The 16,065-nt window shown below is 39.9% G+C and carries 15 protein-coding genes and 1 pseudogene; 12 read left to right on the top strand and 4 right to left on the bottom strand.

Going from position 1 to position 16,065, the window contains the following annotated elements; all coding sequences use genetic code 11:
* Positions 1-109: 109 nt before the first annotated feature.
* The 5 genes and pseudogenes from CKV74_RS08520 (at position 110) to CKV74_RS08500 (ending at position 6,217) form a co-directional block, all read left to right on the top strand.
* A pseudogene (locus CKV74_RS08520) lies at positions 110-763 on the top strand (IS1595 family transposase).
* A gap of 176 nt (positions 764-939) precedes the next feature.
* Positions 940-2,124: an efflux RND transporter periplasmic adaptor subunit gene (locus tag CKV74_RS08515; RefSeq protein WP_095177006.1), complete on the top strand. Its 1,185-nt coding sequence runs from the start codon at positions 940-942 to the stop codon at positions 2,122-2,124.
* Between the two features lie 14 nt (positions 2,125-2,138).
* Positions 2,139-4,073, top strand: a complete 1,935-nt coding sequence (locus CKV74_RS08510; RefSeq protein WP_007241363.1) for a MacB family efflux pump subunit — start codon at positions 2,139-2,141, stop codon at positions 4,071-4,073.
* A 93-nt stretch (positions 4,074-4,166) separates the two neighbouring features.
* The gene (tdeA, locus tag CKV74_RS08505; RefSeq protein WP_007241328.1) at positions 4,167-5,534 is read left to right on the top strand and encodes a toxin/drug exporter TdeA; all 1,368 of its coding nucleotides are present in this window, start codon (positions 4,167-4,169) and stop codon (positions 5,532-5,534) included.
* A 50-nt stretch (positions 5,535-5,584) separates the two neighbouring features.
* Positions 5,585-6,217, top strand: coding sequence for a histidine phosphatase family protein (locus CKV74_RS08500; protein ID WP_007241342.1), 633 nt, complete (start codon positions 5,585-5,587; stop codon positions 6,215-6,217).
* Positions 6,218-6,265: 48 nt separating this feature from the next.
* Here the strand turns inward: CKV74_RS08500 and prmB are convergent, their stop codons facing one another.
* Positions 6,266-7,207 (bottom strand): 50S ribosomal protein L3 N(5)-glutamine methyltransferase, encoded by a 942-nt coding sequence (gene prmB, locus CKV74_RS08495; RefSeq protein WP_007243642.1) that lies wholly within the window; start codon positions 7,205-7,207, stop codon positions 6,266-6,268.
* Between the two features lie 82 nt (positions 7,208-7,289).
* Between prmB and smrB the strand changes: the two genes are divergently transcribed.
* Positions 7,290-7,799, top strand: coding sequence for an endonuclease SmrB (smrB, locus tag CKV74_RS08490; protein WP_039847964.1), 510 nt, complete (start codon positions 7,290-7,292; stop codon positions 7,797-7,799).
* A 219-nt stretch (positions 7,800-8,018) separates the two neighbouring features.
* On the opposite strand, the gene brnQ is transcribed toward smrB, so the two are convergent.
* Positions 8,019-9,344 carry a branched-chain amino acid transport system II carrier protein gene (gene brnQ / locus CKV74_RS08485; protein WP_007243622.1) on the bottom strand — a complete coding sequence of 442 codons (1,326 nt, stop codon included), beginning with the start codon at positions 9,342-9,344 and terminating at the stop codon, positions 8,019-8,021.
* 108 nt (positions 9,345-9,452) lie between these two features.
* Here brnQ and CKV74_RS10400 point away from each other — a divergent pair, with 108 nt between their 5' ends.
* Positions 9,453-9,644: a hypothetical protein gene (locus CKV74_RS10400; protein WP_123947615.1), complete on the top strand. Its 192-nt coding sequence runs from the start codon at positions 9,453-9,455 to the stop codon at positions 9,642-9,644.
* A gap of 451 nt (positions 9,645-10,095) precedes the next feature.
* Here the strand turns inward: CKV74_RS10400 and CKV74_RS08480 are convergent, their stop codons facing one another.
* Positions 10,096-11,049 (bottom strand): GlxA family transcriptional regulator, encoded by a 954-nt coding sequence (locus tag CKV74_RS08480; RefSeq protein ID WP_007243564.1) that lies wholly within the window; start codon positions 11,047-11,049, stop codon positions 10,096-10,098.
* A 141-nt stretch (positions 11,050-11,190) separates the two neighbouring features.
* Between CKV74_RS08480 and CKV74_RS08475 the strand changes: the two genes are divergently transcribed.
* The gene (locus tag CKV74_RS08475; protein ID WP_007243607.1) at positions 11,191-12,063 is read left to right on the top strand and encodes an MBL fold metallo-hydrolase; all 873 of its coding nucleotides are present in this window, start codon (positions 11,191-11,193) and stop codon (positions 12,061-12,063) included.
* Between the two features lie 118 nt (positions 12,064-12,181).
* Here the strand turns inward: CKV74_RS08475 and CKV74_RS08470 are convergent, their stop codons facing one another.
* Positions 12,182-12,550: a rhodanese-like domain-containing protein gene (locus CKV74_RS08470; RefSeq protein WP_039847963.1), complete on the bottom strand. Its 369-nt coding sequence runs from the start codon at positions 12,548-12,550 to the stop codon at positions 12,182-12,184.
* Positions 12,551-12,852: 302 nt separating this feature from the next.
* Between CKV74_RS08470 and ygiD the strand changes: the two genes are divergently transcribed.
* The 4 genes from ygiD to CKV74_RS08450 all read left to right on the top strand — a co-directional run bounded on the left by ygiD (position 12,853) and on the right by CKV74_RS08450 (position 16,056).
* On the top strand, positions 12,853-13,638 hold the full coding sequence (gene ygiD / locus CKV74_RS08465; RefSeq protein ID WP_007243641.1) for a 4,5-DOPA-extradiol-dioxygenase: 786 nt from the start codon (positions 12,853-12,855) through the stop codon (positions 13,636-13,638).
* A gap of 247 nt (positions 13,639-13,885) precedes the next feature.
* Positions 13,886-14,071: a hypothetical protein gene (locus CKV74_RS08460; protein ID WP_007243569.1), complete on the top strand. Its 186-nt coding sequence runs from the start codon at positions 13,886-13,888 to the stop codon at positions 14,069-14,071.
* 436 nt (positions 14,072-14,507) lie between these two features.
* Entirely contained in the window at positions 14,508-14,867 is a 360-nt protein-coding gene (locus tag CKV74_RS08455) for an MmcQ/YjbR family DNA-binding protein (RefSeq protein ID WP_007243593.1), read from the top strand.
* A 211-nt stretch (positions 14,868-15,078) separates the two neighbouring features.
* Positions 15,079-16,056 carry an ABC transporter substrate-binding protein gene (locus tag CKV74_RS08450; RefSeq protein ID WP_007243605.1) on the top strand — a complete coding sequence of 326 codons (978 nt, stop codon included), beginning with the start codon at positions 15,079-15,081 and terminating at the stop codon, positions 16,054-16,056.
* Positions 16,057-16,065 lie beyond the last annotated feature (9 nt).

Genomic DNA, 16,065 nt, shown 5'->3' with positions numbered 1-16,065 from the left:
TAATTGTTTTTCATCAATATCAAATTCAGCTTCATGATGTCCTGCAGTTCTATCAGCGCCAATAAAATTGGGGCTGACGTAGATTAGCAAGTGTGCTAGTCATATAAAAATGAATATAACTCATTGTAAATTAAAGAAATTTATACAAAATAAGCTCCTTGAATTTTTTGTATTAGAAGTTACAGCCCAAGCAGCGGCTGATTTACTCGGTATCCAAGCCAATTCAGGGATTTTGTTTTACAGAAAAATTCGTGAAGTCATTAGCTATCATTTAGCCCTTGAAGCCGATGAGGTTTTTGATGGTTAAATTGAGCTTGATGAAAGTTATTTTGGCGGTCATCATAAAGGAAAACGAGGTCAAGGCGCAGCAGGAAAAGTTGCTGTATTCGGTTTGTTAAAGCGACAAGGAAAAGTATTTACGGTGGTGGTAGAAAATACCAGAACAGAGACATTAATGCCTGTTATTGTGAGGAAAATCAAGCCTGACAGCTGGGTTTATAGCGATACTTATCGAAGCTATGATGCTCTTGGTGTGAGCAAATTTCACCACGAACGAATCAATCATTCCGAATTATTTGCGGTGAAACAAAACCACATAAATGGAATAGAAAATTTTGGAAGTCAGGCGAAGAGAATACTCCGAAAATATAATAGCATCGACCGAAAAAACTTTCCTTTATTATTGAAGGAATGTGAATTTCGGTTTAACTTTGGAGCACCAAAAAAACAACTTAAAACATTGCGAAAATGGTGTGGTATTTAGAGCTAATCTACGTCAGCCTCTTGTTTTATAGGAATTCTTAGCAAAGAAACTTTAATTTAATGGAGTTGCCTTGGGTATATCCCATTATCTATGGGGATGGTTAGTATTGCTTCAGAAGGTATTTATCATTAGAATACGGCCTTCTGAACGATTGTTCATTTATTGGATTTTACTTAATGAAAAAAAAGTTATTTTTATTACTCGGTATTGTACTTATTCTTGGAATTGCTTATTTCTTCTGGACAGATGATAGTAAACAACAAACTCGTTATTTAACGGAAGCCGTCACCCGTGGCAATATTGAAAAAAATGTTATTGCAAATGGTTCCATTGAAAGTGTGAACGAAGTTGATGTGGGCGCACAGGTTTCTGGTAAGATTACGAAGCTCTATATTAAATTGGGACAGGATGTAACAAAAGGCGATCTCATTGCAGACATTGATTCCACGACTCAAATAAACACGCTAAACACCAGTAAAGCAGTATTAGCAAGTTATCAGGCTCAATTAAAGGCTAAGGAAACCGCATATAATGTGGCTCTTTCCGCATACAACCGCTATGTCAAGCTTTACAGTCAAAAAGCCCTTTCTCTTGACGAACTCAATTCATCTAAAAATACGCTGGATGCAGCAAAATCAGAAATGGATGCCTTAAAAGAATCCATCAAACAGGCTGAAATTGAAGTAAATACAGCAGAAACCAATGTTGGCTATACTAAGATTACAGCACCAATGGATGGGACTATTGTCGCTGTACCTGTTTCTGAAGGGCAAACAGTTAATGCTAACCAAACTACGCCGACGATCGTGACTATTGCTGATTTAAGCCGTATGCGAATTAAACCGGAAATTTCAGAAGGTGATATAACAAAGGTTAAAGCCGGTCAAAAGGTTCGTTTTACCATTCTATCTGACAGCCAAACGGTTTATCACTCAGTGATTGATTCTGTTGATCCGGCAGACACAACCACTAGCGACAGCAGTTCTTCATCGAGTTCTTCTAGCAGTAGTTCAAGTAGTTCATCTACATCGGCAATCTATTATTACGCAAATGTGCTAATTGATAATCCGGATCGTATTCTGCGGATTGGGATGACAACAGAAAATAATATTGAAATTGCTAATGTAACGGATGTGTTATTGGTTCCCAATATGGCTATCCAAAAACAAAACGGTAAAACGTTCGTAAATGTTCTAAAAGAGAATAATCAGGTAGAGCAACGTAGCGTAGAAGTTGGCGTACAAAATGATATTCAAAGCGAAGTCAAATCTGGCTTACAAGAAGGGGAAAAAGTAATTGTTTCTCAAGTGGTTGCCGGTGAACAGGTTGGCAATTCAATGCGTGGCCCGAGAATGTTTTAAAGGACGGTAGTGCTTTGCAAATCATTGAAATTAAAAACCTGAATCGCTATTTCGGGGAAGGGGAAAATCGAGCGCATATCTTAAAGGATATTTCTCTTTCCATTGAAAAAGGTGATTTTGTGGCCATTATCGGGCAATCAGGCTCCGGCAAATCAACTTTGATGAATATTATCGGTTGTTTGGATACAGCCTCAAGCGGCTCCTATAAAATTAATGGTAAAGAAACCATCGAGCTTTCAAAGGATCAACTGTCTGACCTGCGTAGTCAAAAATTCGGTTTTATTTTCCAACGCTATAATTTGTTATCCAGCTTAACGGCACAAGAAAATGTTGCATTACCGGCTATTTATGCAGGATTTTCTCAGCAGGTGAGACTTGAGCGGGCCAAACAGCTGTTGGAAAAGCTCGGATTAGGCGATAAATGTCAAAATAAACCCTCTCAATTGTCCGGCGGACAGCAACAACGAGTAAGTATTGCGCGAGCGCTAATGAATGGTGGTGAGATCATTTTAGCCGATGAGCCGACCGGTGCGTTGGATTCCCAAAGCGGTAAAAATGTTATGGAAATTTTGCGCCAACTGCATTCAGAGGGGCATACCATCATTATGGTAACCCATGACCGAGAAATTGCGGCTCAAGCTAATCGCGTGATTGAAATTAGTGATGGAAAAATCATTAACGATAGCCAAAAGAAAGCAGTAAGTTCTATTACCAATACAGCGATAAACGAACGAAAACGTCACTTTGGATTTAGTAAGGATCAATTAGCTGAATCCTTCAAAATGTCTATTAGTGCAATAATTGCCCATAAAATGCGCTCATTGCTCACGATGTTAGGGATCATTATTGGGATCACATCGGTTGTATCTGTTGTTGCATTGGGAAATGGTTCTCAGCAGAAAATTTTGGAAAATATCAAAGGGATTGGCACGAATACTATGACCATCTTTAATGGGACAGGATTTGGTGACCGCCGTGCTGAGCAAATGCAAAATTTGACAGTGAGTGATGCTAATGTATTAAGTCAGCAGCATTATGTTCAGAGTGTAACGCCTAATAGCTACGCTAGCGGTACATTGGTGTATGGTAATAAGGAGTTTTCTTCAACAACTTTAAAAGGTGTTGGGGAAGAATCCTTTGATGTCGAAGGTTTAAAATTAAAACAAGGTCGCTTACTATCTCACCAAGATGTGTTGGATAGTAATCAAGTTGCTCTAATAGATGAAAGTGCTAAAAAATCTATTTTTCCCAATGAGGATCCTATCGGCAAAGTTGTAATGCTTAATAAACGCCCATTAATTATTATTGGAGTCGTATCAGACAAACAAATGGGCGGAGCTAGTAGTTCATTAAATATGTATGCTCCTTACACAACGGTAATGAATCGAATTTCCGGCAGTAAGAAAATTGGCTCGATAACAGTTAAAATCGATGATTCGGTAGATACTACTGCAGCAGAAAAGGGCATTACTGAATTACTTAAGATGCGCCATGGTAAAAAAGATTTTTTTATCATGAATAGCGATACGATTAAGCAAACCATTGAAAGCACCACCGGTACGATGAAATTGTTAATTTCTTCCATTGCGTTTATTTCATTAATTGTTGGTGGTATTGGCGTAATGAATATTATGTTGGTTTCCGTTACCGAGCGAACCAAAGAAATCGGTGTACGAATGGCAATTGGTGCTAGACAGGGTAATATCTTGCAACAATTTTTAATTGAAGCCATTTTAATTTGTTTAATTGGTGGGATTACCGGCGTAATGATTTCAGGCCTTATCGGTTTAATATTTAATTTATTTGTAAAAGATTTCACCATGGCTTTCTCAGCCTTTTCTATCGTTGCAGCCGTATTATTCTCCACATTAATCGGTGTTATTTTCGGTTATATGCCAGCCAAAAGAGCAGCTCAATTGGATCCGATAAATGCACTAGCACGGGAATAATTTTGGTGAAAATTTTAAACTTGGGTAAAATTCCAGGGTTTTATTGATGACATCAGGGCAATTTATTGCCTCTTTATTTAGAAGGAAAAATCAATGTTACATATTAAAAAAGCAGCACTGGCCCTTATGTTAAGCAGTGCTTTAGTCGGTTGTGCCAATATCGGCGATTCTTACAAGGCCAGCCAACAGGATTATCAAAAATATGCGGAAATTACCAAGCAATATAATGTGAAAGAAAACTGGTGGGCGTTATACAATGATCCACAATTAAATCAAGTTGTAGAGCAAGCCTTACTAAACAATAAAAATTTAGCGAAAGCAGCAGTAAGCTTAAATCGTGCACTGTACTCTGCGAATCTTGCTGGAGCTAATTTGATTCCGGCCTTTAGTGGTTCAACATCTTCATCCGCATCTAAAAATATTAAGACCGGTGGTAATTCTACACTTAGCCATAAGGGTTCACTTAATGTTAGCTATACCTTGGATTTATGGCGTCGTTTAGCCGATGCAGCAGATGCGGCAGAATGGACTCACAAAGCGACAGCTGAAGATTTAGAAGCGACTAAACTGTCATTGATTAACTCAGTTGTTACAACCTATTATCAAATCGCCTATTTGAATGATGCAATTAGTGCGACCCTGGATAGCATCAAATATTACACGGATATTAGTGCCATTATGCAACGCCGTTTCAATCAAGGTGTAGCGGATAGCGCCAGTATCGATCAAGCCCAACAGGCTGTATTGACAGCCCGCAATAGCCTCATTTCTTACGAAACTCAGCGCAAAACTGCGGAGCAAACATTACGTAATCTGTTAAATTTAACCCCGGATGCTGCTTTAAATATCAACTTCCCGCATATTCTTAGCGTGAAAAACGTGGGCGTGAATTTAAATGTGCCGGTTTCTGTGATTGCTAATCGTCCAGATATCAAAGGTTATCAATATCGTTTAAGTAGCGCGTTCAAAAATGCGAAAGCCACAGAGAAAGGCTGGTTCCCTGAAGTAACTTTAGGCGGTAGCCTCAGTTCTTCCGGTACCCATGTGAATAATGCGACCCACACGCCAATTGCATCTGGCTTATTAAATATCAGTTTGCCGTTCTTGAATTGGAATACGGTGAAATGGAATGTCAAAATTTCTGAAGCTGATTATGAAACCGCCCGTTTAAATTATGAACAGGCAATCACGACGGTATTGAACGATGTGGATACCAACTATTTTGCCTTCCGCCAAGCCGAAAGCAGCTTTGCTAACCAGCAAAAAACTTATCAATACAACCAACGAATTACCCAATATTATCGTAATCGTTATAATGCGGGCGTTTCCGAATTACGTGAATGGTTGACTGCAGCCAATACCGAAAAAGCTTCGCAGATTGCCATCTTAAATGCAAAATACGCACTAATTCAAAGTGAAAATGCGGTATATAGCTCAATGGCAGGGTATTACTCCCGCTAATCATCCCCATAAGGAAGTCTAAGGCTTCCTTATTTTTTAAAGGAATTATTATGTCTAAAAAACTGACTTTTTATTTTATTCGTCATGGTCGCACCCAATGGAACGAACAAGGACTTTTGCAAGGATTTGGTGATTCACCGCTGACCGAACAAGGTATTGTCGGCGCTCAGAAAACCGGTGCTGCCTTACAGCAGGTCGAATTTGCCGCGGCATATTCCAGTATTTTACAACGTACCATTGACACTGCAGGGCATATTATCGGTGAACGAGATATTCCGCTGTTTCAACATCGTGGACTAAATGAGCAGTTTTTTGGGAGTTGGGAAGGAATGCAAGTCGATGACTTGCGGGAATTAACCGAGTTCAAACAACTCATCAATGAACCGGGCGCTTATAAAGCATTAAACAATGGTGGTGAAACCTTTGAACAATTAGCGGTTCGTGCAATGGCTGCGTTGCACGATATTATTAAGGTGCATCAATCGGGTGCCAATATTTTAGTGGTATCGCATGGCCATACCTTGCGTCTTTTATTGGCCTTATTGGGCGGGGCAACTTGGCAAAACCACCGTGATGCAGGTAAATCAGAGTCATTATTGAATACTTCGATTAGCATTGTGAAATACGATAGTGAAAGCGGCTTTCATATTGAGCAACTTAATGATGTAGCTCATTTACAATAATCATATGAGACAAACAAAAAAGCGAAGGTCTTACCTTCGCTTTTTTGTTTAGAATTGTTCGCGGAATTGCAGCAAGGTTGCTTTATCCAAGGCAAATACGCCTAAACCGCCATTTTTTAGCTCCAGCCAATTAAACGGCACCTCCGGATATTGTTCAATCAAGCTTAGCATGCTATTTCCCACTTCACATACCAATACACCATTTTCCGTTAAATAATCAGCCGCTTCACGCAAAATACGTTTGGTAATATCCAAACCATCCGCCCCGGAACCTAACGCCAATTCCGGCTCAAAATGGAATTCCTGTGGCATATCGGCTAAATCTTCGGCATCCACATAAGGTGGATTGCTGACGATTAAATCATATTGTTGACCAAGCAAATTATTAAACAGATCCGATTGAATCGGGAACACTTGATGCTCCATTTGGTGGCGGGCAATATTAATCTCTGCCACGTTTAGTGCATCGACTGATAAATCTACGGCATCCACTTCCGCTTCTGGGAATTTATCGGCGCAGGCGATTGCGATGCAACCGCTACCGGTACAAAGATCTAAGATGCGTTGTGGCTGATGCGTTAATAGTGAGCTAAAACCATCCTGAATTAATGCACTAATTGGTGAACGCGGAATAATGGTGCGTTCATCCACATAAAATTCCAAACCGCAGAACCAAGCACTATTCGTTAAATAAGCCACCGGCACACGTTGCTCAATACGTGCCAATACCAATTCCAACAAGGTTTCTTTTTCACTTTGGGTTAAACGGGCGCGATATAACGATTCCGGCACATCAGGTGGCAATTGTAGTCCGCCTAATACCAATTGCTGGGCTTCATCCCAAGGATTATCAAATCCTTGACCATAATAAATATCGCTACGGTTAAAACTGCTGTAAGTCCAGCGTAAAAAATCCTCAATGCTTTGTAAGGCCTCTAGCACATTATCCTCACGGATAGTTGCAGCAAGGGCTTGATTATGTTCTGTCATAGGTGGTCCTTATAAAAAATCGGCCCGTTATATCATAAAACGGTGGTATCATTAAGCCCTTTTCATATTGAACCCTGAAATTATGCCAGATAACGATGAATTGGCGCTGTTCCGCGCCGCTACAGCCGGCATTAAGCCGTTAAAACAGGATACCTTAGCGCCCGTGCGCATTCACAAAGAGCCAAATAAGCTCTTACAACGTCAATTGCGTGAAAAGCAGGACACGTTGTTTTATTTCTCCGATGAATATGAACCTTTGCTCAACGAGTATGATGGCGTGGTGAAATATTTACGAGAAGGGGAAGAATCGCATTTGCTTAAACAATTACGCCGTGGGGATTTCAGCCCGGAATTATTCCTAGATTTACATGGTTTAACCCGTGAACAGGCCAAGCAGGAACTGGCTGCGTTGCTTTTAGCCTGTGAACAGGAGCAGGTGGATTGCGCCTCCATTATGACCGGCTACGGCACTTTCACTCTGAAAAAACAAATTCCCCGCTGGCTGGTGCAACACCCGAAGGTGCGCGCGCTCCATCAAGCTCCCAAAGAGTGGGGCGGAGATGCCGCAATTCTGATTTTGGTCGAAATCTAAATGCCCAAACGCCCCCACGAAAATAAAAGTTTTTGCTAAAAGATGGTGTAACCCATTGATTTTATTACATATGATTAAAAATAATCTTTTTTTCTGCTTTGTTGAGAATAAAAAATGCGCCCTGTTTAGGCGCATTTTATGTTTTTATATTACTACTAATAAAATCAATGGGTTAGCTTTAATTTTTGGAAAAACGTTGGAAATTAAGAGAGCGTTTCATTATTCCAAATGAAACGGCGTACTGCGGTAGCGATTTGGCAAAATCATCGCGCACAGCAACCCCAATAAACCAGGAGCTACCCAAGCCATAGCCAGTTCGGCAAAGGGCAGTTGTTTAATTCCAGCGCTCAAAAGTGGCAATGCAAAATGTTGTGCAATCACATCAGCCAAGGCGGTTAGTCCTACCAAGAGGACGGTCAGCTGCATGCCCAATTTGGCTAACGGAATAAATTTATGCGCGATAATCAATACCACCAACACAATAGTAATCGGATAGAGTAATTGGAGCACCGGCACTGAGAAGCGAATAATTGTGTTCAATCCCAAATTGGCCACCGCTAAGCCAATTAGCGTAAACAATAGCGCATAATGTTTATAGGACAGTTGCGGAAAACGCTCTTTAAAGAATTCTGAACAGGACACGATAAGCCCCACCGTGGTGGTGAAACAAGTCATACTCACCATCAATGCCAAGAACCATTGTGCATAATGCCCGAAAATGGCTTGCGTTGCGGCGGATAAAATATACACGCCCTTATTGATGTCCGATTGCATGATTTCCGGTGGAATAGGGAAGTGATTTCCCAGCAAGGCCAGCCCGATATACAGCAAGCTAAATCCGGCGGCGACCACAATCCCCACCAACCAAATCGTGATGATATATTGTCGTTTATTCTGGAATCCCAATTGGCGCAACGTTTTCACCACAATCACGCTAAAGGCAACGGAAGCCAAAGCATCTAAGGTGTTATATCCCTCTAAAAAGCCGCTACCAAATGCCGATTGCAAATATTCCGCAGCGGTATTCGCCGGTGGAAAATCCATATATTGATAAACACCTAACACCACTAAAAGTAGAATCAAGGCCGCGAATAGCGGAGTTAGAATGCGTCCGACGCTATCTAAAATTTTTGATGGATTCAGGGCAATCAGTAACGCTGCCGCAAAATAAATCAGGGTGAATGGCAATAGATATTGGCTAGTTTTATCGCCAAGTAATGGCGCAATCCCCACTTCATAGGCGGCCGTTGCTGTACGCGGAATTGCAAAAAATGGACCGATTGCCAAATAGAGCACGACTAAATAAATAATGGCTACAAGGGGCGATATTTTTTCAGAAATCTCAAATACATACCCCTTTGGATTTAATGCCCCGATAATTAATGTGAGCACAGCGATACCCACACCAGATAGCACAAAGCCACCAATGGCAGGCCAAAATGCATCGCCCGATAAGGCCCCCAACGCCGGTGGAAAAATTAAATTTCCCGCGCCAAAGAAAATCCCGAATAACAACAATCCGGTTAATCCCGCTTTTTTAAACATGTTTTTTCCTTAAGTTGACGGCCACGAATCATCCGCAGCCAATGGCGCCAGATCCTAACGGGAAAGAGATGTTTTGCAACAAAAATATTGGCCAAATCTACTTTTTAAATGAATTCTAATAAAATCAATGAGTTATGTCGATTTTTTGCAAAAACTATGATTTTCAAGGTAGCGTTTCGGGAGACAGAAACGGCGGGGCAGGGAGTAATTATTTGTGATAAGGCTAAAGTAGAAGTTTCGGTGGCTAAGCAGAGCAAAATTAGAGTTATCGCTATGCTGTTATTGGAAACTTTAGATTAGTGGTTTTTTAAAGAATCTGATTTTATGCGGAAAGATTAAGGTGATGCCGTTTAATACGTATCTAATGTTGATATTTATCCAAGGTTAATTTTTCAATAAGGCAAATGGCACAAGGTTGGAATGATTTATTCAACGAAGGATTCATCGGGATACATACTGCATATGCTTTTTTACATCAAATCAAAACACCTTATTTCATTAGAAAAATGTACTCATATAATCGTTTTCGTTTGAAAAGTGTATTACTGATATGAATTTTCCTTAGGAAAAATGTGTTTGACTTACATTCTGCTTATAAGAAATGTTAGCAATATAGCCAATGCTCGAAGTGCAGACTGTGATTGAATTTTTGTTGGAGAAAACAGCTGAGTTTAGATAAACAAACTTTCTAATTTTGAAAGGAATTTGCAAAAATGCTTTGAAATCTGACCGCACTTTAAAATAAAAAGATCTAAACATCCTCAATTTGAAACTGCTTACGCCAGCGATTCGGTGAAATCTTATGTTTTTTCAAGAAGTGCTGACGCAAGGCGGTATCGCTATGAAATCCACTTTGTTCTGCAATGTCAGTAATAGATAAATCTGTGCTTTCCAAAAGCTCTCTTGCTCGCTGTAGTCTTGCTTCAATTAACCATTGATTTAATGACATTCCGGTTGCTTTGCGAAAATGTCGTGTGAAAGTGCTACGGCTCATTGACAAACGTTCGGCAAGGCTATCAGTCGAATGAAGTGCGGTCAGATTTTCATTTAAATAAGCAAGCAACGCATTGATATTATGATTAGGTGTGGAACGAGAAATAGGGCGTTCGATAAATTGTGCTTGTCCGCCTTCACGATGAGGGGGGATAACCAGCATTCGGGCAATATGATTGGCAATCTTCACACCATATAATTTACGGACAATAGAAAGGCAACAATCCATGGAAGCTGCCGTTCCTGCGGAGGTAATCAGTCGATCTTGTTCTAAATAAATAGGATTTAAATCCCATTTCACCTGCGGAAAGCGACTAGTAAAATCACTATCTCCTAGCCAATGTGTGGTTGCTTTTTTGCCGTTAAGTAGGCCACTGCACGCCAACACATAGGCGCCATAACATAAACCCACTACTGTTGCACCACGTTGATACGCTTGCCGTAATGCTGTTAATAAAGCCTCACTCGGCATCACTTGAGTATCATGCCATCCAGTCATCACAACAATATCAGCATTCTCCAACCACTCTAAACCACCATCTAAATGTATGTGAAATAGCGAGTTTGTCAGGTTGTCCGAATCACTAACGATTTTACACTCAAATAACGGCTTGCCGTTTAAATCCGACATAGAAAAAACGGAATATGCCATCGCAAAATGAATGGGCATCATTTGTTCATACACAATCAAAGCAACTGTGGGTTTATTCATTTTATTTCTCCTACTTTGATATGAGCATAGCACAGAAGTGACCCGATTTTTATGTTTATTGATCTTTTATCTATTTTTGCGCAATTTTGTTCTTACTATAATATGTTTATTCATTCAATAACGTATAGAAAAGGAAAAACAATGAACTTAAAAACCTTAATTAGCACTACAGCATTGGCTATTAGCGCAAATACTTTCGCCGTAGATCTTGCCTCTAAAAACACTGATAGCTACCAACATATCCGAAATGCCACGGGTCGCCTGAACTACGCAGGGAAAACTTTTTTAATTGATCCGATGCTTGCTGAAAAAGGACGTTATGCAGGCTTTGAAGGGACATTAAATAGCCATTTGCGTAATCCACTTGTGGAATTGCCGATGAAAGCAGAAGATACTTTCAAAGATGTTGATGCCATTATTTTGACTCATACACATGAAGATCATTGGGATGAGGTTGCACAAAAAATTTTACCTAAATCCATCAAAATTTTTGTGCAACATGAACGGGATGGCGACCTACTCAAAGCGCAAGGTTTTACTAACATAACCAGTTTATCGTTAGAAAAACCGGTGGAGTTCGAAGGTATTATTTTAAATAAAACCGGCGGTTCTCACGGCACAACGGAAATGTACGCTGTACCACAATTAGCTGAGATTTTAGATGAGGCGATGGGCGTAACATTCCAAGCGAAAGGTCATCCAACGGTTTACTTGGTTGGTGACACAGTTTGGACTGCCGAAGTAAACAAAGCCATTAATCGTTATAAACCAGATGTAATGATTATGAACACAGGTGATGCGCGTACCTTAGCTTTTCCGAATGACGGCATTATTATGGGGTTACAAGATGTTGCTCATGCTCGCCAAATGCTACCGAATACAAAACTTATCACGGTGCACATGGATGCGGTAAACCATATGTCTGTGTACCGTAAGGATTTACGTCAATTTGTCCAAGCAAATAAGCTTGAAAATGTAGCAATTCCAGAAGATGGTGAAATAGTGAAGTTTTAAAATAAGCAGTTGAGTTTTAAAGATAATTTGTAAAAATACTTAACTATTTGACTGCTCCTTATATAAAAATCCCCCAGATGGTTAATCTAGGGGATTTTTACTTTAAATGATCTACTATTTATTTTAAGCCTTTTTTAACCAAATCTTCATAACCGCCATGGTTGGTTACATTGGTGTAGCCTGCATTTTTCAACTCGATTAGTGCTGCTTCGGCACGGCGACCGCTACGGCAGTAAAGGTTAATTGGCGCATCTTTATCTGAGCTAACAGCTTTAACGCCTTCAACGATTTTATTGTGTGGAATATTTACTGCACCTTGCAAATGGCCTGCATTAAATTCTTCGGCAGAACGCACATCGATCCAAACACCTTTTGCTTTTTCCGGTTGCACCATACTTTGTTCTGTTTGTGGTGCAGTATTCGCAGAAGCAAAAAAAGGTACAGCAATGGCCGCCGCAGAAAGTACTGCTGTGAATAATTTTTTCATCATTCAATCTCCTATTAAATAGAAATAATATATTTACCTAAATAAATTTAGGGGGTATGTAAAACTAATAGTCATCATACGCCTAAATATAAAGATAATAAACTGTAAATAAAGTAAAAATTAAGTAAAATCTTTGTAAAATTTAACCGTGCTTTTTAATATTTTCTCAATTCAATACACTAATATCTCTAAGCCTTACAATTCATTATTTCCAATTAGTAAAAGATGTTGTTCATCAACAGATATTTTTTACATAAAGATTTAACCGTACTATCTGCCCTATCAAATAGCGAGGAGAAAATATGAAAAAAATGCCTGTATTGTTTGTTGGGCATGGTAGTCCGATGAATGCGTTAGATAAAGAAAACCCGTTCAATCAGAATTTCAGCCTAATTACGCAAAAGTTTGCCAAACCCAAAACCATTTTGATGATTTCCGCACATTGGTATAGTAGCCGTTTGCAGGTAACCTCAGGTGAACACCCCGAAATGATTTACGATTTCTACGGCTTACCCGATGAACTCAGCCAAGTGCAATATCCTGCGCCAGGTTCGCCTGAGCTAGCGGAGCAAGTGCAGTCGTTATTACAGCCAGAAAATGTTGAGCTAAATCCAACGCGTGGTTTTGATCATGGCGCTTGGGCGGTGTTGAAATTTCTCTATCCTGATGCGGATATTCCCGTGGTGCAACTGAGTCTTAACCGTTTGCAATCGGCAGAATGGCATTTCAATTTGGCGAAAAAATTATCTGCCTTGCGAGAACAAGGTGTGTTGATTATCGGTGGTGGCAACATTGTGCATAATCTGAGAGCAATAAGCTGGGAACATATCGACCAAATCGGTGCCGGGTATGATTGGGCGTTTGCTTTCCGTGAAACAATCAATCAAGCGATTGCGACACAAGATGATGAAACCTTAGTGCATTATGAGCAGTTAGGTGAAAAAGCCGAGCTTTCTGTGCCAACACCTGATCATTACTTGCCATTACTGTACATCATGGCATTACGTGAACCGCAAGATAAGATTACGTTTTTCAACGATAATTTGATTGCCGGATCGCTCAGCATGATGTCGGTTTTAGTGGAGTAAAAAGGAAAAAATCATGAGCAAACAAACCATTCTTTATTTGTTCGATCCGCTTTGCGGGTAGTGCTACGCCATTTCAGACGGCATTTTAAAATTATCGCAAACAGCTGATGTGAAACTCATTCCAACAGGGTTATTTTGCCGTGATAAAGTCATGTAGCCAGATTGCTCAGAATATGCCTGGAAAAATGATCAACATATTGCAAAACTTGCAGGCTTACCGTTCAGCGAAAGCTATCACCAAAACATTTTGCAACAGCCGACCAATTTAAATTCTTTTTTCTTGGTACAGGCTTTAACTGCAGTACAAGCCACTGAGCCAACTTGTGAATTGGAAGCATTACGTGCATTTCAAAAAGCATGCTATGAAGCAGGTTTGGATACAGCAAAATTAGATGTATTGGCTGAGATTTTACACGAAATTGGTTGTATATAAGCAGTCCAAATTTTAAAAGATCCTGCAATCGAGCAACTGGTTAAGCAGCGTATGCTGAAGGGGCCAATATTGCACAACAATTCGGTGTCAGCGGAGTGCCGCTTGTAGTGGAAGAAACTGAGCAAGGTTGGCGACAAATTAGCTCAGAAAGTTTGCGGTAATTTGAAGAAAAGGAAAGAGGGCAAAAGGTAAAAACTTCCCGAACAAACAAATGCCAATTTGCGCCTATCCGAAAGTCGCTACCTATATCGGCGGCGATGAGAATAAGCCTGAAAGCTTTGAGTGTAAATAATTGAGATAGAACAAGCGATTGGATTTAAAAATTTGACCGTTTTTAGAAATGTAAAAGGTAGTTTGAAATTTAATTTTCAAGCTGCCTTTGTTTTTATTATTCTACGAATGATAATAACCGAAATCCTCATTCAAGGAGCAAACCATGCGCCAATCACAACAACTCTTTAATTATGCAGCTAATCAATATGCTACGCAGCCGGAATATCTTTGGGCAAAATTTCCTGAATACGCTATCTTGCGCCATGGTAATGCTAAAGGGAAATGGTATGCGCTTATTGGCAAAATCAGTAAAACTAAACTTGGTTTAAAAGAACAAGGGGAGACTGATTTTATCAATCTTAAATGTCCACCCGATATGGTAAGCATCTTACAACAATCGCCTAATTTCTTACCTGCCTATCACATGAACAAAACCCATTGGCTAACGATTGTATTAGATCATGGCGTAGAAACCGAAGAAATCTTCAAGTTGTTGGATTGGAGTTATGATTTGACGAAGTAACGAAAAAATTTAGTAATTCTTTCACTACAAATATTATTTGCCTTCTTTTCAATACCTCTCAATTTACTTTTAAGTTAACCAAATCGAAAAATTTTTATCTGTAAAAGCATTTCCTACAGTAGAGTGCTTTTACATTTCTTTACTTTATTTGTCGGGATTAGCATAATAATAAAAATTATTATCAATAGATGGCGATTTTAAGGAGATAAATATGGCACTTAATAGACGTGATTTTTTAAGAATGACAGCAGCACTTACAGCGGCAGGGATCTCCCCTGCATTATTGGCTACAGCGAAAGAGCAATTTACCATTTATGGTGCACCGGCAATGCCAAGTGTGACGATTGCAGTGGCGGCTGCACAAGGTAAATTAGCAAAACAATCAGATGTAGCATTAGAGATTTGGCGTTCGCCGGATCAGCTACGTGCAGGTGTGGCAAGTGGGCAATTTAAAGTCATGATGAGCCCTAGTAATGTAGGCGTGAATTTGCGTAATCAAGGGCAGAACGTCGGCATGGTGAATATTCTGACCAATGGTATTACGCAGCTAATGTGCAAAGGTGGCGCTATTACTTCGCCACAAGAATTAATCGGGAAAAGAATCCTTGTACCATTTAAAAATGATATGCCGGATATTGTGTTACAAGCGTTGCTGAAAAAACTCAATATTGATATCAATAAATTGGAAATTACTTATGCAGCAACACCGACCGAAGCGCTTGGGTTATTCTTACTTAAGGATTTCCATGGGGCAGTTTTGCCGGAGCCGATGGCTAGTGCTGTAGTGCTTAAGGGCAAGATGTTTGGTGTTGATATTGTACAGGGCTTCGATTTAATAAAAGAATGGGGACAGGCATTTAACACCAAACCACTTATTCCAATGGCCGGGATTATTGCCAATGAAGAATATTTCCATGCACACAAGGCGCAATTTGATCTATTCCACCAAGATTTAAGCGATGCGTTAAGTTGGATTATGGCTAATCGCAAAAGCGCGGCTGAAATCGGCGCCAATTATCTGCCTGCGCCGGAATCTGCCATTGAAATGGGCTTAGAGGGGGCTCGTTTAACGGTGACCAAAGCCAGTGAACTGAAAAATGAAATCATGCAATTCTATGAAACTTTGATGGAATTCAATCCAAAACTCTTAGGCGGTAAATTACCGGATGAAAAATTCTTCTTAGCTTAATTTAAAACT

This window comes from Haemophilus pittmaniae (genome assembly GCF_900186995.1).
Lineage (GTDB): Bacteria > Pseudomonadota > Gammaproteobacteria > Enterobacterales > Pasteurellaceae > Haemophilus_D > Haemophilus_D pittmaniae.
This window is presented reverse-complemented; position numbering and strand designations above follow the sequence as displayed.